The organism is uncultured Barnesiella sp. (genome assembly GCF_946496565.1).
Taxonomy (GTDB): Bacteria; Bacteroidota; Bacteroidia; order Bacteroidales; family Barnesiellaceae; genus Barnesiella; species Barnesiella merdigallinarum.
In genome coordinates this window covers 195,997-215,714 of the sequence record NZ_CAMMHD010000002.1, presented here as the reverse complement: position 1 = coordinate 215,714, position 19,718 = coordinate 195,997, and the positions used below count along the sequence as shown (strand labels likewise).

Here is a 19,718-nt window from a genome sequence, read left to right as displayed (position 1 = left end):
GCTATTTTTTATTTATCTGTTAATAAACAGCTTATAGAATAAGTCCGCCTATCAACTCTTTTACCGACGAGATATGATTTTTTTCGAGATATTCGTCGATTCCGTCGACGATTTTCTCCGAAATCTGAGGGTCTATGAAGTTGGCGGTACCTACCTCGATGGCCGAAGCTCCGGCCAACAGGAATTCAATGGCATCGGTGGCATTCATAATACCCCCCAGCCCCACGATAGGAATCTTCACGGCATGATAGGTCTGCCAAACCATACGCAGGGCAATGGGTTTGACACAGGCTCCAGACAGTCCGCCAGTGACGGTCGAGAGTACCGGGCGACGCCGCTGCGCATCGATAGCCATACCCAGCAAGGTGTTGATTAACGACACGGCATCGGCCCCTTCGGCCTCGACGGCTCGGGCTATTTCGGTAATGTCGGTCACGTTGGGCGACAGTTTCACGATCAGTGTCTTCGGGTAGGCAGCCCGCACGGCCCGCACAACGGCAGCCGCACTCTGGCACGAGGTACCGAAAGCCATTCCGCCCTCCTTTACATTGGGGCACGAGATATTCAACTCGATGGCCGGGATACGGTCCAAGGCTGCAATCTTCTCGGCGGTAGCCACATAGTCCTCGACCGAGGCTCCCGACACATTCACCAGAAAGTGGGTATCGATCTCCTGGATACGGGGATAGATGTGCTCGATGAAATAGTCTACGCCCTTGTTCTGGAGACCTACGGCGTTGAGCATACCCGCAGGCGTCTCGGCCATACGGGGATACGGATTGCCCTCGCGATGATGCAGCGTGGTACCTTTGACTATGATACCGCCCAGACGAGACAGGTCGATGAAATCGGCAAACTCTTCTCCATAACCAAACGTCCCCGAAGCGGTCATCACCGGATTTTTCAGGGACAGTGCACCTATATTAACTTTTAAATCTGCCATTTGAGTTTTTCTATATTAAAGATAGGACCTTCTTTACATACACACACATGGCCTTCGACTGTGTCTTCTACACAGCAGAGGCAGGCACCCACGCCGCATGCCATCGTATTCTCGAGCGATACCTCGCAAAAGATATTCCGCTCACGGGCATACCGGGCCACGGCTACCATCATGGGCTTGGGGCCACACACATAGAGTCGGTCGAACGGCTGCTCGAGCACCGAGTGCTGAGTCACAAAACCTTTTTCTCCCAACGAACCATCTTCGGTTGAGATGTAAACCTCGCCCCACTGCTTGAACTGCTCGTATTGCAGCAGGTCTTTGTCGCTGCGGAAACCCAGCAGGAACCGGGGCGTATAACCCTTTTCCTTCAGGTATTTACCCCAGTAGAGCATAGGAGCTATACCCACACCGCCACCTACGAGCAGAATCTTCTCGTTCGGGTTCTCGGGGGGTGTAAAGGTATTACCCAGCGGCAGAACCAGGTTCAAGGTTTCGCCGGCCGGCAGAGCACACAGGGTACGGGTTCCCTCACCGGCTTTACGGATGAGCAACCACAACTCGTTGCGGTCATAATCGACAAAATTGATGGAGATAGGACGCCTCAAAAAGGTGGCGGGAGAGCGATCGACCCGCACCTCGACAAACTGCCCCGGCAGCATGGGGGGCAACGGTTGCCCGTTGGCAGGTGTCAATTTCAAGAGTGCATAGTTGTCATGCAACTGTACATTTTCGGCTATTCGAAAATCGAGAATGTATTTTTTCATAAATCTGTTTTACTGGCAAAATCCGGTGGTGAGACTCTTGCCTGACACCATGCCGGCAAGCATCCGCAACCTTGTTTTGCATTTCTTTGCAAAGATAGTGAAAGGCGAGAGCAGAGACAAATGGAAAGCACAGTTTTCGACATTTGACTCTGCCGAGCCGCCTCCTTTCTTCTGGAAAGATAGTGAAAGGCGAGAGCAGAGACAAATGGAAAGCACAGTTTTAGACATTTGACTTTGCCGAGCGTCTATATGGATATGGAAAGGTGGAAACAAAAAAGCCAAACTTGCAGGAGTTTTTTCTATCTTTGCTCCATGAAATACCAGCGAACCATCCAAGATTTCATCTCCGAATATGCCGATGCCGATACCAATCGGTTGCGGCTGATGAATATACAGGCCGACTTCGATGTGGCGTGGGCCATTCTGCAAATCGAGGCCCGCAAAAAAATTCGCCACAAATTGCCGGACTGGGCAGCTAACCCGAATCTGGTATTTCCCTCACTCCTCTCGACCGAGCAATGCTCTTCCGAACAGACGGCCCGGTATAAGCAACGACTCATCCAATCGGGCGATTTGGCCGACCTGACCGGAGGCTTGGGCATAGATACCTGTTACCTGGCGCAAAAGGCCACGCAGGTCGTTTACGTGGAGCGCATGGCCGAATATTGCCAGGCTGCCCGCTCCAACTTCAAATGGCTGGGGGCCGACAACATCACGGTGGTCGAGGATGACAGTACCCACTTCATACAGTATTGTAACCGCTGTTTCGATACGCTCTATATCGATCCAGCCCGGAGGGGAAGCGGCAACAAACGGATTTTTGCCCTCGACGAATGCGAGCCTAATGTGGTGGCACTGATGCCCCAACTGTTGCGCCATGGCCGACGTATTGTCGTGAAGGTTTCGCCTATGGCTGATATTTCGGCTATTCTGACGCTTTTGCCCGAGGTCGGCGAGGTACATGTCGTATCGGTACGAAACGAGTGCAAGGAGCTGCTTCTGGTCATAAACTCAGATACTTCAACCCAAGAGATGGCCACGACGATTCACTGTGTCGATATGGATGCTGCGGGTCGGGAATCTACGTTCACTTTCCGTCTCGATGAAGAGAGGCAACTCCCCCACTCTGCCCCTTGCGATACGGTGGCCCGATACCTGTACGAGCCCAACTCGTCTATTCTCAAAGCGGGGGCCTATAAATCGGTAGCGGCTGCGTATGGAGTCGACAAGTTGCAAATAAACAGCCATCTATATACATCGGATTGTTACCTGCCCGATTTTCCGGGACGGAAATTCGAGGTGGTCGAAGTCATCGATTTCAACGCCAAGAGTTTGAAAACGGTTGGGAAACAATATCCCCGCATCAACCTCTCGACGCGAAACTTTCCGCTCACGGCAAACGAGTTGCAAAAACGACTCAAGTGCAAAGACGGCGGCGAATTTTATCTCTTTGCCACCACCCTTGCCGACAATCGAAAGATGTTGATTATTACCCGTAAAGCTATCAATGCTTGAACATGCGGTCCATCTGCCGCTTGTCTTCCCGCTCTTTAATCGAGTCACGCTTGTCGTACTCTTTCTTACCTTTGGCTATGGCTATGGTCACCTTGGCCAGCCCCTTGTCGTTGATGAAGACCCGGGTGGGAATGATGGAGAAACCCGACTCGCGCGAGGCCCGTTCGATTTTCGCAATCTCCTTGCGGTTGAGCAGCAACTTGCGGTCGCGGCGCGACGAATGGTTGTTGTACGAGCCGTAGAAATATTCGGCGATATACATGTTCTTAATCCATACCTCGCCGTTGTTGACGTAGCAGAAAGAGTCGTTCAACCCCGCTTTGCCCAGCCTGATCGATTTGATTTCGGTCCCCGACAATACGATGCCGGCATTGAACGTATCGAGCAACTCGTAGTCGAAAGAGGCCCGTTTGTTGCGAATATTTATTTGTGGTAGTTTCATCGTTTAATCTTCATCTTTTAATGGTTACATGACACCGGGCATGAAAAAGTAGAGCAGTTTCTGTATGGCCATCGGGATAGCCAGAAACAACACTGTGGTAGTCACCACATACAAGATGCTTTTTTGCTCGGGTATTTCCATATATTTTTGACTGTTCCAAATGACATACGCCAGCAGCAGCGGCAGAAAATCGACTATGGCCGGTACTTCGCAGAAGTAGCGCACCACCAGAATGCAGATGTCGAACAACATGTACAACCCCAGGTTGTACCCTACGAATCGTTTGATTCGCGACTCGGGCTGTACCACCTCCAACAGGTGCGTCGATAAAACTTTCATCACATACACCAGCGCATAGAATCCCCCGAAAAATTTTACAAATTCGATGATGGCCAGTTGCAGAGCCCGCGACAGCGAAATGTCGTGGAAGAAATATCCCAGAAAACAGACCACAGCCGTAACCCCCATCAGCGGGTAAAGAAACTGATTCAGAAATAGCTGTGTAGCACAAGGTGCCTTGTCTGTCTTTTGCCAGGTCTTTTCGGGAAAAACCAGGAGCAAAAAGAGATGTTTCAATTCATCCATAGAACTCGCTTTATTCAGATTCGTGTAACAAAGATAGCGAAAGGTGAGCAGAGAATAAAATATCGAAACTTGTTTCGGTATTTTTTATTCCGAATCACCCCCTATCTTCTACAAAGATAGTGAAAGATGAGCGTAGAGACAAACGAAAGGGGCGCTTTCTTATCCTGATGATACGGGACAGCCCCTCTATAACTTTCTGTAAATGGTCATATTTGTTCTATTTAACCCCTTGTCATGCACATTCTCTCTTTTTTATGGACGGATAGAAAAGTAAAATTTTTATCTTTGCATTTCAAAAAATTTCAGTTTAGTCTATTTATACATTAAAGAAGAAGATATGCCAACTATTTCCCATCGAGGTGAAATTATGCCAGCCTCACCCATACGTAAATTGGTCCCTCTGGCCAATAAGGCGAAAGAAAGAGGTATAAAAGTTTACCACCTGAACATTGGTCAACCCGACCTCCCTACCCCTCAAATTGGTCTGGATGCGCTCAAGCACATCGACCGCCGCACGCTGGAGTATAGCCCCAGCGAAGGGATAAAGAGCTTGCGGGAGAAACTGGTTCAATACTATGCCAAGTTCAACATACACGTAACCCCCGACGATATTATCATCACCACCGGCGGGTCCGAGGCGGTATTGTTCTCGTTCATGGCCTGCCTCGACCCGGGCGACGAAATCATCGTACCCGAACCGGCCTATGCCAACTATATGGCCTTTGCCATCTCGGCCGGAGCGGTTATCAAGACTCTGCCCTCCTCGATCGACGAAGGGTTTGCGCTGCCTTCGGTCGAAAAGTTCGAAGCCCTCATTACCCCGAAAACCAAGGCGATACTGATTTGTAACCCCAACAATCCCACGGGCTATCTCTATACGCAAAAAGAGATGAACCAGATACGCGACCTGGTGAAGAAATACGACTTGTTCCTCTTCTCCGACGAGGTCTATCGTGAGTTCTGTTACACCGGAGCTCCCTACATTTCGGCATTCCACCTCGAAGGTATCGAAGAGCAAGTGGTGCTTATCGACTCGGTATCGAAGCGGTACAGCGAGTGCGGTATCCGCATCGGTGCCTTGATTACCCGTCACAAGGAGTTGAAGAAGAATGTGATGAAGTTCTGTCAGGCACGACTCAGTCCACCGCTTATCGGCCAACTCATTGCCGAGGCGTCGATCGATGCCCCCGAGAGCTATATGCTTGCTACGTACAACGAGTATGTAGAGCGGCGCAAGTTCCTGATCGACGGTCTGAACCGCATCCCAGGCTGCTACTCTCCCATCCCCATGGGCGCCTTCTACACGGTGGCCAAGTTGCCGGTCGACGATGCCGACAAGTTCTGTGAGTGGTGCCTCTCCGAATTCGAGTATGAAGGCCAGACGGTATTCATGGCTCCGGCCTCGGGCTTCTACACTACCCCCGGGTTGGGAAAGAACGAGGTGCGTATGGCCTATGTACTGGAAAAAGAAGAGTTGGCCAAAGCCCTGATCGTATTGAAAAAGGCATTGGAGGCCTATCCCGGTCGTGTAGCCGTACATGAATAACTGGAAACTATATATTGCCAATCGCATTCATTTCGACAAAAGCTATCGGAAGAAGGCAACACCTCCGGCCATACGGGTAGCCGTGGCCGGGGTTGCATTGGGTTTGGCCGTTATGATACTCTCGGTAGCGATTGTCATTGGCTTCAAACAGGAGATTCGCGACAAGGTGGTAGGCTTCGGCTCTCACATACAGATAACCTCGTTCGACAGCAATACGACCTACGAAAAGCAGCCGGTACAATATACCGACAGCCTGCGTCAGGTTTTGATGGCTCACGAAGGGGTAGCCAAAGTCGAGCCCGTAGGTACGAAACTGGGAATGATCAAGACCGACAGCGACTTTATGGGTGTGGTCCTGAAAGGGGTGATGCCCGACTACGACTGGTCGTTTTTCAAGAAATATCTGGTTGAGGGTAATCTACCCCTCATAACCGATTCGGCAACCTCCAACGAGGTGATTGTCTCCAAGACTATCGCCGACAAAATGAACCTGCATGTGGGCGATAAAATCTATTGCTACTTCGTGCAAGACCAGGTACGGGCCCGCCGGTTCCTGGTGTCGGGCATCTATCAAACCGACTTCTCGGACTATGATAAACTGTTGATGATTGGCGATGTGCGCCAGGTGCAACGGCTCAACGGCTGGACCCCCGACCAGTATAGCGAAATCGAGTTACTGGTCAACGACTTCGACCAGGCCGACAATATCGCTTACGACCTATATACGCAGTTAATCGACCGCCCCGACGATTACGGCACCCACTACTACCCGCAATCTATCCGCACGCTGAACCCTATCTTTTTCGGGTGGCTCGACCTGCTGGACATGAACGTGTGGATTATTCTCATTCTCATGGCTGCCGTATCGGGCTTTACCATGATTTCAGGCCTGCTGATTATCATTCTGGAGCGGGCCAACATGATTGGTATTCTCAAGGCGCTGGGCGCAAACAATACCTCGATACGCGAGATATTCCTCTATGTTTCGACCTTCCTCGTGGGGAAAGGCATGATTTGGGGCAATGTCATCGGTCTGGCCTTGTGTTTCCTGCAACAGCAATTCCACATTATCAAACTCAACCCCGAGGCCTACTACGTGCCTTATGTGCCCATCGAACTCAATTTCTGGTACATCCTCTGGCTGAACATCGGCTGTATGGCCATCTCGGTGCTGATGCTGATTGCCCCCTCGTATTTAGTTTCGCTTATTCGTCCGGCCAAGTCCATCAAGTTTGAGTAAACCCGGCTTCCCGGTCGGGTCAATCCTCCTCTTCTACCTGTCGGGGCAATGTCATATTCAAGAAAATATATCCCAGTATTCCTGCCGCCAACGAACCGGCTACAATACCCAGTTTGGCCCGCTCGAGCAGTGCAGCTCCTTCGGGCCCCATGTCGCCAAACGAGAGGTTGGCGATGAAGAGCGACACGGTGAATCCGATACCACCCAATACCGATACGGCTGCCAGTGACTTCCAGGTGGTGCGGGTGGGCATCGGCACGATTTTCAGCTTGATGACCAGCCACGACGAGAGGAAGATACCCAGGAATTTTCCCACCAACAGACCCACGAAAACAGCCAGACTGATACCCGAGAAGAGCGAGGAGAACTCGAGACCCGAGAGCACAATGCCGGCATTGGCAAAGGCAAAGAGCGGAATGATAAGATAGTTGATGACGGGGTGCAGCGTATCTTCCAAATCCTGCAGCGGGCTGATGACCTTATCCGAGGCCGACTCGATGCTCTTCAGGCAGTTGATTTGCTCTTTCGAGAGCATAATCGAGCGGTCGCTGTCTTCGAATTGTTCTTGCGGGAAATTGGCAATCTCCTGGCGTATCGTGCAGATAAAGTGCGAGGTTGCCAACACCGGCTTGGCCGGAATACAGAAGGCGACCAATACCCCCGCAATGGTGGGGTGAATGCCCGAATTGAGGAACAGGAACCACACGACACCGCCCAATGCAAAGTAGAAGAGTTTGCTGTTTACGCCGGCCCGTCCGCCTATCCATAGCACCAGGAATACCCCTACGGCATAGAGCAGATAGGTCACCTCGATGTGTGTCGAGTAGAAGAAGGCAATCACCAGAATGCCGCCTATGTCGTCGACAACCGCCAGCGTAGTGAGGAATATCTTCAGGGCAATGGGTACCCGCTTGCCCAGCATCGCCAGTACACCCAGCGAAAAGGCTATATCGGTAGCCATCGGTATGGCACTGCCCCGCAGAAAATCGCTTCCCCGCCCTACATACATGAAGAGCAATACCGGCACCACCATGCCGCCGATAGCTGCGACAATGGGCAGCAGGGCCTGCTTCAGAGAGGTCAACTCGCCCACCAGCACCTCGCGTTTGATTTCGAGGCCGATAGAGAAAAAGAAGATGGCCATGAGTGCATCGTTAATGAATGTCATGACCGTCATCGGTTCGCCACCGTGACTGAAGAGGTTGAACCCGCCCACCTGAAGGGATATGGGTTGTGCCCACCACGAAAAATAGAGATCGGCGAGCGGTGAATTGGCTATGATAAAAGCTAAAAGCGTAGCTACGATCAACACGTTACCGCCGCTGGCGTAGTTCTTGATCGATTTCTTTATGGCATACAAGCTGTCCATATGGGTTGTTTTTGTAGTTTAAACAAAAAAAGCTCGTTACAGTTTTTCTGCCTCGGAATCAAAAAAAGATAGAGTGCGGGGTACCTCGCTTAGTCGAGTTTTAGCACCGCCAGAAAAGCCTTTTGAGGCACCTCGACCGAACCGATTTGCTTCATCCGTTTCTTTCCTTTTTTCTGTTTCTCCAACAGTTTGCGCTTACGGCTTATATCGCCGCCGTAACATTTGGCCGTCACATCCTTGCGCACCGGCTTGATGGTCTCGCGGGCGATAATCTTGGCACCGATGGCGGCCTGGATGGCAATCTCGAACTGCTGACGCGGAATGAGCTCTTTCAGCTTTTCGCACATGCGCCGGCCAAAGGTGACGGCATTGTCTACGTGGGTCAAGGTCGACAGGGCATCGACCGACTCTCCGTTGAGCAGAATATCGAGTTTCACCAGCTTCGACTCTCTGAAGTCGTGTATGTGGTAATCAAACGAGGCATACCCCTTCGATATACTTTTCAGCTTGTCGTAGAAGTCGATAACGATTTCGCCCAGCGGCATGTCGTAGATGATTTCTACCCGGTTGCCCGAGATGTACTCCTGCTTCACCAGCTCGCCCCGCTTGCCCAGGCAGAGGGTCATAATGGGGCCTATGTAGTCGGTAGCCGTGATGACCGAAGCCCGGATGTAGGGCTCCTCGATGTGGTCGATCAAGGTTGGGTCGGGCAATCCCGACGGGTTGTGAACCTCAATCATTCCGCCCTTCTTGTCATAGACTTTATACGATACGTTGGGCACGGTCGTAATCACGTCCATATTGAACTCGCGGTCGAGACGCTCCTGCACAATCTCCATGTGGAGCAGCCCCAGAAATCCGCAACGGAATCCGAAGCCCAGCGCAGCCGACGACTCAGGCTGGAAGGTGAGCGAAGCATCGTTCAACTGCAGTTTCTCCAGCGACGAACGCAGGTTCTCGAAGTCCTCGGTCTCGATGGGATAAACACCGGCAAAGACCATGGGCTTCACCTCTTCGAACCCGTCGATTGCTGCCGCACACGGGCGGTCTATGTGGGTAATGGTGTCGCCCACCTTCACCTCACGCGAGGTTTTGATACCCGAAATGATATAGCCTACATCGCCGGCCAGCAATTCGTTGCGCGGCACCATGTCCAGTTTGAGCACCCCGATTTCGTCGGCCTCATACTCTTTGCCCGTAGCTACGAATTTCACCTTGTCGCCGGTCCGTATACGGCCGTTGCATATCTTGAAGTAAGCGATAATTCCGCGGAACGAGTTGAATACCGAGTCGAAAATAAGACACTGCAGCGGGGCATCTACGTCACCCTTGGGCGGCTCTACCCGCTCGATAATGGCGGCGAGAATCTCCTCGACACCCTGCCCCGTCTTACCGCTGGCCCGGATAATCTCTTCGCGTTTGCAACCCAGCAACTCGACAATCTGGTCTTCCACCTCGTCGGGGCGGGCGCTCTCCAGGTCGATTTTATTGATTACCGGAATAATCTCCAAATCGTGCTCGATAGCCATATAGAGGTTCGAAATCGTTTGTGCCTGAATGCCTTGCGAAGCATCTACAATGAGTAGAGCTCCTTCGCAGGCGGCGATGGAGCGAGAAACCTCGTACGAGAAATCGACGTGCCCCGGAGTATCTATCAGGTTCAAAATGTATTTTTCACCTTGGTAGAGATACTCCATCTGTATGGCATGGCTCTTGATGGTGATGCCGCGTTCGCGCTCCAAATCCATATTGTCGAGTACCTGGTCTTGCAGGTCTTTCTCGGCAATGGTTTTGGTGTACTCCAACAAGCGGTCGGCCAAGGTACTTTTACCATGGTCTATATGGGCTATGATACAAAAGTTGCGTATATTCTTCATTGAGATCAGTCTGATAATTGCGACAAAGATACAAAAAGATGAGTGGAGAATAAAATATCGAAACATCGTTTCAGATATTTTTCATTCCGGTCGGTCTGTATTTTATTGCGACACAGCAGACAAAAAAGAGAGGGCAACTCTTTCGGGCCGCCCTCTCTCTGTAAACTAATGGCAATTTTTTATTTCTTGAAATAGCGGTTGTACAGACCTTCGAAGCCTTTGCCGTGACGAGCTTCGTCTTTGGCCATTTCGTGTACCGTGTCGTGGATTGCATCGTAACCCAGTTCTTTGGCACGTTTGGCGATACGCATCTTGTCGGCGCAAGCACCGCTTTCAGCCTCCATACGGGCTTTTACGTTCTTCTCGGTGTTCCAAACTACTTCACCCAGCAATTCGGCAAATTTCGAAGCGTGTTCAGCCTCTTCGAAAGCGTAGCGTTTGAAAGCCTCGGCAATTTCGGGATAGCCTTCACGATCGGCCTGACGGCTCATAGCCAAGTACATACCTACTTCGGTGCATTCGCCAGCGAAGTGAGCTTTAAGACCTTCCATAACCTCGGCGTCTTCTACAACACCGTCGCCAATATGGTGTTCGGTTACGAAATCGAGTTTGTCCGACTCAACCAGTTCTTTGAACTTCGAACGGGGTTGGTGGCATTGGGGGCAAAATTCAGGAGCTTCTTCACCTTCGTATACGTAACCGCATACAGTACAAATAAACTTTTTCATGATTGGTTATTTTTAGTTGTTAATGCTGTGTTATTGATTAGTTGATGTTCTCTTTCTTTTTCTGGCACGACGGACATACGCCCTTGCAATACATCTGAATGTCGGTAACTTCGAACTCCTTGAGTGCATCCATCGCAAAAGGAGGCAAATCGAAATCGAATATTTCGCCGCATTCATTGCACCTGAAATGCAAGTGAGGTGTTTCACGGGCATCGAAACGGGCATTCTTTTCGTCGATTGTAATCATTTGAATGACGCCTTGCTCGGTCAGCAAATTCAACGTGTTGTAAACGGTTGCCTTCGACAGTGTGGGAATAGACGGATACAAAGCATTGAATATTGTATCGGCCGTCGGATGTGTGTGATGAGTCATCAGATAATCCAACACGGCCATGCGCTGTACCGAGGGCTTTATGTTGTAACGACGTAGTTTGTTTTGAGCCGATTCTTTCATCTTTCTTTATTTGTAATGATTACAATTTTGTAATCGCAAAAATACTATATTTCTAAATACGAATACAAAAATTATTGTTAATAATTATTTTATTCTATCAAATGTCCGGGCAATGGGCGGCAGTTGTATTGCGAAGCCATGATTTCGCCGTAGGCTCCGGCCGACCGAATAGCAATCAAATCGCCTCGCTCGGTTGCATTCAGCATGACATTCTTTCCGAAGCAATCTGACGATTCGCAGATAGGGCCTACTACATCGTAGGGCTGCATGGCCATATCGGAGGTAATGTTCTCGATATGATGATGGGCCTGATACAGAGCCGGACGAATAAGGTCGGTCATACCGGCATCGACGATGACAAATTGCTTTTTGAGCGATTTCTTCACATAGAGTACTCGCGTGATGAGCGAACCGCACTGGCATACGATAGCACGTCCCAGCTCGAAGTGCAACTGTTGGCCGCTGCGCAGGTCGAGTGTGTCGCGGAATACATTGAAGTAGGTTTCAAAATCGGGGATGGGGTTTTTATCCGGATTGTCGTAATCGACACCCAGGCCGCCTCCTACATTGATGTGCTTTACCTGGATATTCCGTTTCACCAGATCGTCTTGCAGGCGGTTGATGCGTTCGCAGAGTACCCGGAAAGCCTCCATGTTCAAGATTTGAGATCCGATATGAAAGTGGAAGCCGATAAGCTGTACATGCGTATAGCCTTGCAATTGGGCAAGTACGCCATCGAGCATCTCGATGGGAATACCGAATTTGTTTTCACTCAGGCCCGTCGTGATGTACTCGTGGGTATGTGCGTCGATATTGGGGTTCAGCCGCAAGGCAATCGAGGCTACCGTCTCTTTTTTGCGGGCCAGCTCTTCGATGACGGCCAACTCTTCGGCCGACTCTACATTGAAGCAGAATATTTTGTTATCGAGCGCGTACTCAATTTCCCAGTCGGCCTTTCCTACGCCGGCGAATACAATCTTTCGGGTCGGGAATCCAGCCTCCAGAGCGGCCTTTATCTCGCCGCCGCTTACGCAGTCGGCCCCTACTCCCGAAGCGGCAATCAGTCGCAATACCTCGGGATTGGCATTGGCTTTGATGGCATAGTGTACCTGAAAATTCCGTTCTTCGGCCAGGCGGGTAAGCGTAGAGAGAGTATTATTCAACAGGGTCTTGTCGTAATAATAAAATGGGGTTCTTACTTGATTGAAATGTGTAACAGGAAACATGTGCTATTATTAAAAAATAAAGTGTCATGCAGAAAGCTTTCTGCATGACACCGTTGTTATATCCATTTATTTGTTTTCGAAAAGATACTGGCTGAGCGATCGTAGCGCTTTCACCTTGTCTTGCCGGCGAACCAGGAAAGATATATTGTAGTTGCTGCCTCCGTAAGAGATCATGCGCACGGGTATATCTTTCATGGCCTGGACGGCTGCCGATTCAAACCCTACATTGTTCCACTCCAAATCGCCTACAACACAGATAATCACCATGTCTTCGTCGACCGTAACCGTACCGAACTTACGCAAGTCGTCGAGAATCTCCTGCAAATGTTTCGTGTTGTCGATAGTCAGCGACACCCCTACCTCCGAGGTGGTAACCATATCGATCGAGGTCTGGTAGCTCTCGAATATCTCGAATACCTTGCGCAGGAAACCGTAGGCCAGCAGCATGCGGCCCGATTTTATCTTGATGGCCGTGATGTTCTCTTTGGCGGCGATAGCCTTGATCTGGCCGTTGGTATTTTCGTGAGTATCGCAAATCAGGGTACCGGGAGCATCGGGCTGCATCGTGTTGAGCAACCGTACCGGTATATTGTTCAACTTGGCCGGGAGCACACAGGTAGGATGCAGAATCTTGGCACCGAAGTAGGCCAGCTCGGCAGCCTCTTCGAATTGCAGGTGACGAACCGGTTTCGTATTCTCCACGAATCGGGGGTCATTGTTGTGCATGCCGTCTATGTCGGTCCAGATTTGTATCTCCTCGGCATTGATAGCAGCACCTATCAGCGAAGCCGAATAATCACTGCCACCGCGTTGCAGGTTGTCAATCTCGCCGTAGGCATTGCGGCAGATATAGCCTTGAGTGATATAGATTTCGGCATCGGAGTTCTCTTGCAACAATGCCGTAAGTTTGGTTTTGATAAACTGGTTGTCGGGTTCCGAATTCTTGTCGGTACGCATATAGTCGAGAGCCGGGATAAGGACCGACTTCACCCCTTGTTCCAACAGGTAGTTGTGCATCATGGCCGTCGACATCAATTCGCCCTGTGCCAAAATAACCTTCTCTTCGAACAGCGTGAAGAGATCTTTGGTAAACGAGCGTATATGGTCGAAGCAACCCTTCACTACATCGAGGGCCTTTTGCTTATATTCGTCGGTGCTGTACAGTTCATCGATGACTTTGATGTACTTTCGTTCAAGACTTCCAATCGTTTCCCGGGCTCCATCGGTATTCTTCTTATACAGATAGTCCGATATTTCCACCAAGGTGTTCGTTGTCCCGGCCATGGCCGACAACACTACGATTTTTTGATTCCCGTCACAAATTAATTTGGCAACATCTTTCATACATTGGGCGCTACCAACAGAAGTTCCACCAAATTTGAGTACTTTCATTTCTATTCTACTTGTTTTAAAATGTAAATTTATACTTATCGCTGGGCAAAAATAATTTTTTTTCGCCGGATTATCAACTATTCGGGCCAAATTAAACTTCGACAAGACTCTTGTCTTCGCATTTCAAGATGCGCCCGGGGAACTCCTCGACCAGATTCAGGTTGTGCGTTGTCATGATTACAGCCGTTCCTGTTTCGCAGATGCGGTGAAGCAGCGAGACAATCTGCTGCCCGGTCTGGGGGTCGAGGTTTCCGGTAGGCTCGTCGGCCAGGATAATCTTGGGCGAGTTCAACAGAGCCCGTGCGATGACGATACGCTGCTGTTCGCCGCCCGACAGCTCGTGCGGCATCTTGTACGACTTCTTGCGCATGCCCACCTGGTCGAGCACCTCGGCTACCCGGGTATCAATCTCCTCTTTATCCTTCCAGCCGGTGGCCTTCAGTACAAAAGCCAGATTCTCATAGACCGAGCGGTCGGTAAGCAGTTGGAAATCCTGGAAGACTATACCCAGTTTCCGACGCAACAGGGGTATCTCCTTATTGCGGATATGGCGCACGTCGAAGTCGAGCACCGAAGCCTCGCCTTCGCTGATGGGCAAATCGGCATACATGGTCTTTAACAGCGAACTCTTACCGCTGCCCACGCGCCCGATGAAATAGACAAACTCGCCGCTGTACAACTCGAAGTTTACATGATCGAGTATGGTCAACTCCTCCCGGCAAATCTGCACATCGGTATATTTGACAAGCAATTTCTTTTCCATAGTGTCTTATTTATGCCTCTTTTTTAATTCACGAGCTAAATCTTCTATACGATACCCCTTCGAGGTAAGCAGCACAATCAGGTGATACAGCAGGTCCGAAGCCTCGTAGATGAGCCGTTCGTCGCTCCCGTTGGTGGCCTCGATGACCGTCTCGACCGCTTCCTCGCCTACCTTTTGAGCCATGCGGTTGACTCCCGAATTGAAGAGCGAGGTGGTGTACGACCCCTCGGGCATCTCGGCCTTGCGCTGTTCGATGAAGTCTTGCAGATAGGTGATAAAGGCCATATCGTCGCGGTTGGTCTCGCCGAAACAGGTATCGGCCCCCGTATGGCACACCGGTCCACAAGGGTGGGCCTTGATCAGCAGCGTGTCGTTGTCGCAATCCTTCTGTATCGATTTCACCAGCAGGAAGTGGCCGCTCTCCTCGCCCTTGGTCCACAATCGGCCCTTGGTCCGGCTGAAAAAGGTTACCCGTCCCGTATCGATGGTTTTACGCACCGCCTCGGGATTCATAAAGCCGAGCATGAGCACCTTTTGTGTCACGTCGTCTTGAACGATGGCCGGCACCAGGCCGCCCATCTTGTCGAAATCCAGTTGCATCGTCTCTTCGTTCATATCATCATAATCTTATGGGAATGCCCTCTCCCGATAAATATTGTTTCAGCTCCGGGATGGCAATCTCCCCGAAATGGAATACGCCGGCTGCCAGAGCGGCATCGGCCTCGCCTTCTACAAAAGCCTCCTTGAAGTGGGCCATCGTCCCGGCTCCGCCCGAGGCAATTACCGGTACAGACAACTGCCGGTGCAACTCGCGCAAGGCGTCGCAGGCATAGCCGCCGTGTGTGCCGTCGTGAGCGATACTGGTAAACAGTATTTCGCCTGCCCCCCGGTCGGTCGCCTCGGCGGCCCATTCGAAAAGCGTGCGACGGGTCGGCACACGACCGCCGTTCAGGTAGCATATCCAATTTCCGTCCTCAAAGTTAGCATCTATTGCGATAACACATACTTGCGAACCGAAATTTTTTGCAACCTCTTCGATAATTTGGGGATTTTTCAGGGCCGCAGAGTTGAGCGACACCTTGTCGGCCCCCGCATTCAGCAGCCGGTCCACATCGGCCAGCGAGTGGATGCCGCCCCCCACCGTAAACGGAATGTTGATGCGAGCCGCGATGCGCTTCACCAGATCGGTAAAGGTGGTACGCCCCTCGTACGAAGCCGTAATGTCGAGGTAGACCAACTCGTCGGCCCCCTGTCGGCTGTAATATTCGCCCAACTCGACCGGGTCGCCGGCCTCTCTGAAGTTCACGAAATGGGTTCCCTTCACAGTCATACCCTCTTTTACATCGAGGCAAGGTATAATTCGTTTTGCCAACATGATACGTCAGTTGTTATGTATGATGAATCGGGCTATTTCGTCGAGCGAAATGCGCCCTTCGTAAATGGCTTTTCCCAAAATGACGGCCGGGACGCCCAGCGACTGCAGTGCCTCGATGTCGGCCCACGAGCCCACGCCGCCGCTGGCAATCAGGTAAATGCCCGGCAACTCGGCCAGCATCTTGCGATACAGCTCTACGGAGCACCCCTGCAACATGCCGTCGCGGGCAATGTCGGTCGTGATTACCTGCTCGATGCCCACCTGCATGTAGTCGCGCACAAAGGGTATCAGCTCCACATCCGAGTCGTCGAGCCAGCCGCCGGTCGAGATTTTCCCGTCCCGCACGTCGGCTCCCAGGATGATGCGCTCTTTGCCATACCGCTCAACCCACCCGACAAACCGGTCGCGGTCACGCACGGCAATGCTGCCGCCCGTCACCAGATGGGCCCCGCTTTCAAAGGCGATATGCAGGTCTTCGTCGCTTTTCACACCGCCCCCGAAGTCGATTGTCAGACTCGTGTGATTGGCAATCTGTTCGAGCACCTTGTAGTTGACCACGTGGCTGGCCTTGGCCCCGTCCAGGTCGACCAGGTGCAGACGGGTCACCCCGCTGTCTTCAAACGCCTTGGCCACCTCGAGCGGATTCTCGTTGTAGACCTGCTGCCGGGAATAATCGCCCTGCGACAACCGCACGCAGCGCCCTCCAATAATATCGATAGCCGGAATCAGTTGAATCATAGGGCCAGGAAGTTTTCAAGGATGCGTACCCCTACCGCCCCACTCTTCTCGACGTGGAACTGGGTGGCATAGAAATTGTTCTTGTTCATAGCCGCACAAAACGGGTTTATATAGTCACACGCCGCTATGCAATCGGTCGAAACCGGGACATAGTAGCTGTGCACGAAATAGACATGGCTACCCTCGTCGATGCCGTGAAAGAGAGGGCCACGCAGACCGCGCAAGGTATTCCACCCCATGTGGGGCACCTTTTGCTCGCTGGTCTGCGAAACAAAGCGTCGCACTTCGGTATCGAAGAGGCCGAGACAATCGACATCACCCTCCTCGGAGTGCGAGCAGAGCAGTTGCATGCCTATGCAGATGGCCAACACCGGCTGGGTGAGACCGACAATCACCCGGTCGAGCCCATGCTCACGCAAATACGCCATGGCCGACGAAGCCTCTCCCACCCCGGGAAACAGCACCTTATCGGCACGCGAGAGCACCTCGGGCGAATCGCTCACCACCGGGTCGATACCCAGGCGGCGCAAAGCGCACACAACCGAATAAATATTCCCTGCATTGTATTTTACAATGGCAACCTCCATAAAACTGTTATTTTGTCATATTTGAAAGTGCAAATATAGACATTTATCCAACTCTTCAAAATAACAAGTTGACAAAATAATAAATTTATGCAATTTTATTTGCTTTTTGTTATATGTAATTTATTCACGGTTTACCGTTTGCCTATTGTATATTCTTTTATTTATACATTCCAATAAATCAACCGGACAGACACTTTGCGCTTTTTAGATTAAAGGCTTATACAAAGAAGCACAAAAATAATCTTATGCACCAACTAAAACGACGTTTTTCTCTGGGCCGCCTTTTATTTTTGTACTATCTTTACCCACGAAAAAAATGAGCACTATGAAGATTACCGAATACATTCGCCATTCGTCGGTGGGCGTAAAGCTCATCGTGTTGCTGCTTTTGATTTTGTGCGGCGTGTTTGTCATTGCCATACCCATGCTTTTCGTGCGGGGTGAATATGCCCTGTTGATTGGCATGTATCTGCAAAACATAGGCATGTTCATCTTGCCGGCCTTGTTTGCCGCCATGCTCTTTTGGGGCGATGCCAGCCAGGGTCTGCACTTGAACAAGGCGCCCCGACTGGTCGAGTTGCTGTGTATCGTGGTGCTCTATTTCGTGGCCACCCCCATGTTCAACCGGCTGGTGGAGTGGAACGAGTCTATCAGCCTGCCCGCAGCATTCAGCGGCATCGAGGCGTGGATGCGACAACAGGAGGAGGCGGCCGCCGCAGTGACCGAACAGATGCTGCAAATCAAATCGTTTGCCCATTTCCTGGCCGTGGTATTGGGTATAGGATTACTCACCGGCATGGGCGAAGAGATGGTTTTCAGAGGGGTACTCCAGCAAGTGGTACAGGGAGAAAGTCGCCGGGCACACTGGGCCATCTGGACCTGCGCTTTCTTGTTCAGTGCCATACACCTGCAATTCTACGGATTCTTCCCCCGGTTGCTGCTGGGTGCGTTTTTCGGCTATCTGCTTGTGTGGAGCCGCAACCTGTGGCTGCCCATCTTCGGACATTTCCTTAACAACTGCATGGTGGTCTGCATCGCCTACGTCACCGGCAACGCATCGGACAATACGCTGGAAGCACTGGGCACGACACAGTCGTCCACGGGGTGGCTGGCCTGGGTAAGTCTCGTAGCCACCGCCCTCCTGCTCTATCTCTTTTATAAGAAAGTGTTCGTAGCCGATCGCGAGGTTAAAGGAATTTCTTCCGATGGAAGATAAAGTTACGGCCTAAGTATTTTTCGCGCACGATAGGATTCTCGGCCAACTCCTCCGAGGTACCCTGGAAGAGGATTTTCCCCTCGAACAACAGGTAGGCACGGTCGGTGATACTCAAGGTTTCGGGCGCGTTGTGGTCGGTAATGAGGATACCGATATTCTTCTCTTTCAGTTTGTAGACAATCGACTGAATATCTTCTACGGCAATGGGGTCGACACCGGCAAAGGGTTCGTCGAGCATGATGAACTTGGGGCTGATGGCCAGACAGCGGGCTATCTCGGTACGCCGCCGCTCGCCACCCGACAGTTGGTCGCCCAGGTTCTTGCGCACTTTTTGCAGACGGAATTCGGCAATGAGGCTCTCCAGCTTCTCGCGCTGGTACTCCTTGGTGGTAGGGGTCATCTCGAGTACACAGCGTATGTTGTCCTCGACCGACAGCTTGCGGAATACCGAAGCCTCCTGGGCCAGGTAGCCGATACCGATTTGAGCCCGCTTGTAGACGGGATAGTCGGTAATATCGAGATCGTTGAGATAAATATGTCCCTGGTTGGGTGTAATCAAACCCGTAGTCATGTAGAAAGTGGTCGTTTTACCGGCGCCGTTCGGCCCCAGCAGACCTACGATTTCGCCCTGTGTCACATCGATTGACACATGGTTGACCACCGTGCGCTGGCGATACTTCTTCACCAAGTCCTCGGTACGCAGCACCATGTTGTTGCCCGTGGGTTCCGAGGTCGGCTGTTGTACTTCGGCCGTCGCCTTGGGGGCGGCATCGGCAGCTTCGGCCCGATGTTTGAATAGTTTGGAGAACATATTTTATCTATTAGCGTTTTACTCAACAAGAGAGGTGTATGCCTTCGATCGACCGCATACGGTCCTGCTCTATCTCGTGCAAAGATACGGAAATAGAGATATTCATGCGCCACTTTTACAAAATAAAATAATGTCAAGTTCATT

At 51.2% G+C, this 19,718-nt stretch carries 20 protein-coding genes; 4 read left to right on the top strand and 16 right to left on the bottom strand.

All coding sequences use genetic code 11. From position 1 onward, the window contains the following. Positions 1-31: 31 nt before the first annotated feature. The gene (locus Q1K76_RS01970) at positions 32-943 is read right to left on the bottom strand and encodes a dihydroorotate dehydrogenase (protein WP_087407448.1); all 912 of its coding nucleotides are present in this window, start codon (positions 941-943) and stop codon (positions 32-34) included. Then, positions 931-1,710: a dihydroorotate dehydrogenase electron transfer subunit gene (locus Q1K76_RS01965; protein ID WP_258327560.1), complete on the bottom strand. Its 780-nt coding sequence runs from the start codon at positions 1,708-1,710 to the stop codon at positions 931-933. The genes Q1K76_RS01970 and Q1K76_RS01965 overlap by 13 nt, the downstream gene beginning before the upstream one ends. 312 nt (positions 1,711-2,022) lie before the next feature. Between Q1K76_RS01965 and Q1K76_RS01960 the strand changes: the two genes are divergently transcribed. Further along, positions 2,023-3,225: an SAM-dependent methyltransferase gene (locus tag Q1K76_RS01960; protein WP_300130635.1), complete on the top strand. Its 1,203-nt coding sequence runs from the start codon at positions 2,023-2,025 to the stop codon at positions 3,223-3,225. Here the strand turns inward: Q1K76_RS01960 and smpB are convergent. Both smpB and Q1K76_RS01950 read right to left on the bottom strand, forming a co-directional pair. Then, a complete protein-coding gene (smpB, locus tag Q1K76_RS01955) occupies positions 3,215-3,667 on the bottom strand; it encodes an SsrA-binding protein SmpB (protein ID WP_087407444.1) in 453 nt (150 codons plus the stop codon). The genes Q1K76_RS01960 and smpB overlap by 11 nt on opposite strands. Before the next feature lie 24 nt (positions 3,668-3,691). Further along, positions 3,692-4,252 (bottom strand): hypothetical protein, encoded by a 561-nt coding sequence (locus Q1K76_RS01950; RefSeq protein ID WP_087407443.1) that lies wholly within the window; start codon positions 4,250-4,252, stop codon positions 3,692-3,694. Between the two features lie 337 nt (positions 4,253-4,589). Here Q1K76_RS01950 and Q1K76_RS01945 point away from each other — a divergent pair, with 337 nt between their 5' ends. Together Q1K76_RS01945 and Q1K76_RS01940 are read left to right on the top strand one after the other, a co-directional pair. Further along, on the top strand, positions 4,590-5,798 hold the full coding sequence (locus tag Q1K76_RS01945; protein WP_087407442.1) for a pyridoxal phosphate-dependent aminotransferase: 1,209 nt from the start codon (positions 4,590-4,592) through the stop codon (positions 5,796-5,798). Next, on the top strand, positions 5,791-7,038 hold the full coding sequence (locus tag Q1K76_RS01940; protein ID WP_258327558.1) for an ABC transporter permease: 1,248 nt from the start codon (positions 5,791-5,793) through the stop codon (positions 7,036-7,038). Before Q1K76_RS01945 ends, Q1K76_RS01940 begins: the two co-directional genes overlap by 8 nt. 19 nt (positions 7,039-7,057) lie before the next feature. Here the strand turns inward: Q1K76_RS01940 and nhaA are convergent, their stop codons facing one another. The 11 genes from nhaA to hisH form a co-directional block, all read right to left on the bottom strand. Continuing rightward, the gene (nhaA, locus tag Q1K76_RS01935; RefSeq protein ID WP_258327557.1) at positions 7,058-8,407 is read right to left on the bottom strand and encodes a Na+/H+ antiporter NhaA; all 1,350 of its coding nucleotides are present in this window, start codon (positions 8,405-8,407) and stop codon (positions 7,058-7,060) included. An 89-nt stretch (positions 8,408-8,496) separates the two neighbouring features. Then, the gene (gene lepA, locus Q1K76_RS01930) at positions 8,497-10,284 is read right to left on the bottom strand and encodes a translation elongation factor 4 (protein WP_087407439.1); all 1,788 of its coding nucleotides are present in this window, start codon (positions 10,282-10,284) and stop codon (positions 8,497-8,499) included. 179 nt (positions 10,285-10,463) lie between these two features. After that, positions 10,464-11,012, bottom strand: coding sequence for an NADH peroxidase (locus Q1K76_RS01925; protein ID WP_087407438.1), 549 nt, complete (start codon positions 11,010-11,012; stop codon positions 10,464-10,466). Between the two features lie 37 nt (positions 11,013-11,049). Beyond that, positions 11,050-11,466: a Fur family transcriptional regulator gene (locus Q1K76_RS01920; protein ID WP_087407437.1), complete on the bottom strand. Its 417-nt coding sequence runs from the start codon at positions 11,464-11,466 to the stop codon at positions 11,050-11,052. An 89-nt stretch (positions 11,467-11,555) separates the two neighbouring features. After that, a complete protein-coding gene (lysA, locus tag Q1K76_RS01915; protein ID WP_300130630.1) occupies positions 11,556-12,692 on the bottom strand; it encodes a diaminopimelate decarboxylase in 1,137 nt (378 codons plus the stop codon). A 66-nt stretch (positions 12,693-12,758) separates the two neighbouring features. Then, positions 12,759-14,084 carry an aspartate kinase gene (locus Q1K76_RS01910; RefSeq protein WP_087407435.1) on the bottom strand — a complete coding sequence of 442 codons (1,326 nt, stop codon included), beginning with the start codon at positions 14,082-14,084 and terminating at the stop codon, positions 12,759-12,761. Between the two features lie 91 nt (positions 14,085-14,175). Further along, the gene (locus Q1K76_RS01905; RefSeq protein ID WP_087407434.1) at positions 14,176-14,847 is read right to left on the bottom strand and encodes an ATP-binding cassette domain-containing protein; all 672 of its coding nucleotides are present in this window, start codon (positions 14,845-14,847) and stop codon (positions 14,176-14,178) included. Between the two features lie 6 nt (positions 14,848-14,853). Continuing rightward, positions 14,854-15,447 (bottom strand): bifunctional phosphoribosyl-AMP cyclohydrolase/phosphoribosyl-ATP diphosphatase HisIE, encoded by a 594-nt coding sequence (hisIE, locus tag Q1K76_RS01900; RefSeq protein ID WP_087407756.1) that lies wholly within the window; start codon positions 15,445-15,447, stop codon positions 14,854-14,856. 19 nt (positions 15,448-15,466) lie between these two features. Continuing rightward, a complete protein-coding gene (gene hisF / locus Q1K76_RS01895; protein WP_300130626.1) occupies positions 15,467-16,222 on the bottom strand; it encodes an imidazole glycerol phosphate synthase subunit HisF in 756 nt (251 codons plus the stop codon). A 6-nt stretch (positions 16,223-16,228) separates the two neighbouring features. Beyond that, complete coding sequence (gene hisA, locus Q1K76_RS01890) at positions 16,229-16,960, bottom strand: 1-(5-phosphoribosyl)-5-[(5-phosphoribosylamino)methylideneamino]imidazole-4-carboxamide isomerase (protein ID WP_300130624.1); 732 nt, start codon at positions 16,958-16,960, stop codon at positions 16,229-16,231. After that, on the bottom strand, positions 16,957-17,547 hold the full coding sequence (gene hisH, locus Q1K76_RS01885; protein WP_300130621.1) for an imidazole glycerol phosphate synthase subunit HisH: 591 nt from the start codon (positions 17,545-17,547) through the stop codon (positions 16,957-16,959). Before hisH ends, hisA begins: the two co-directional genes overlap by 4 nt. 325 nt (positions 17,548-17,872) lie before the next feature. Here hisH and Q1K76_RS01880 point away from each other — a divergent pair, with 325 nt between their 5' ends. Further along, positions 17,873-18,763, top strand: a complete 891-nt coding sequence (locus Q1K76_RS01880; protein WP_300130619.1) for a type II CAAX endopeptidase family protein — start codon at positions 17,873-17,875, stop codon at positions 18,761-18,763. Here Q1K76_RS01880 and lptB read toward each other — a convergent pair. After that, on the bottom strand, positions 18,735-19,472 hold the full coding sequence (gene lptB, locus Q1K76_RS01875) for an LPS export ABC transporter ATP-binding protein (RefSeq protein ID WP_087407755.1): 738 nt from the start codon (positions 19,470-19,472) through the stop codon (positions 18,735-18,737). The two genes, Q1K76_RS01880 and lptB, sit on opposite strands and share 29 nt — an antisense overlap. Between the last annotated feature and the right edge of the window lie 246 nt (positions 19,473-19,718).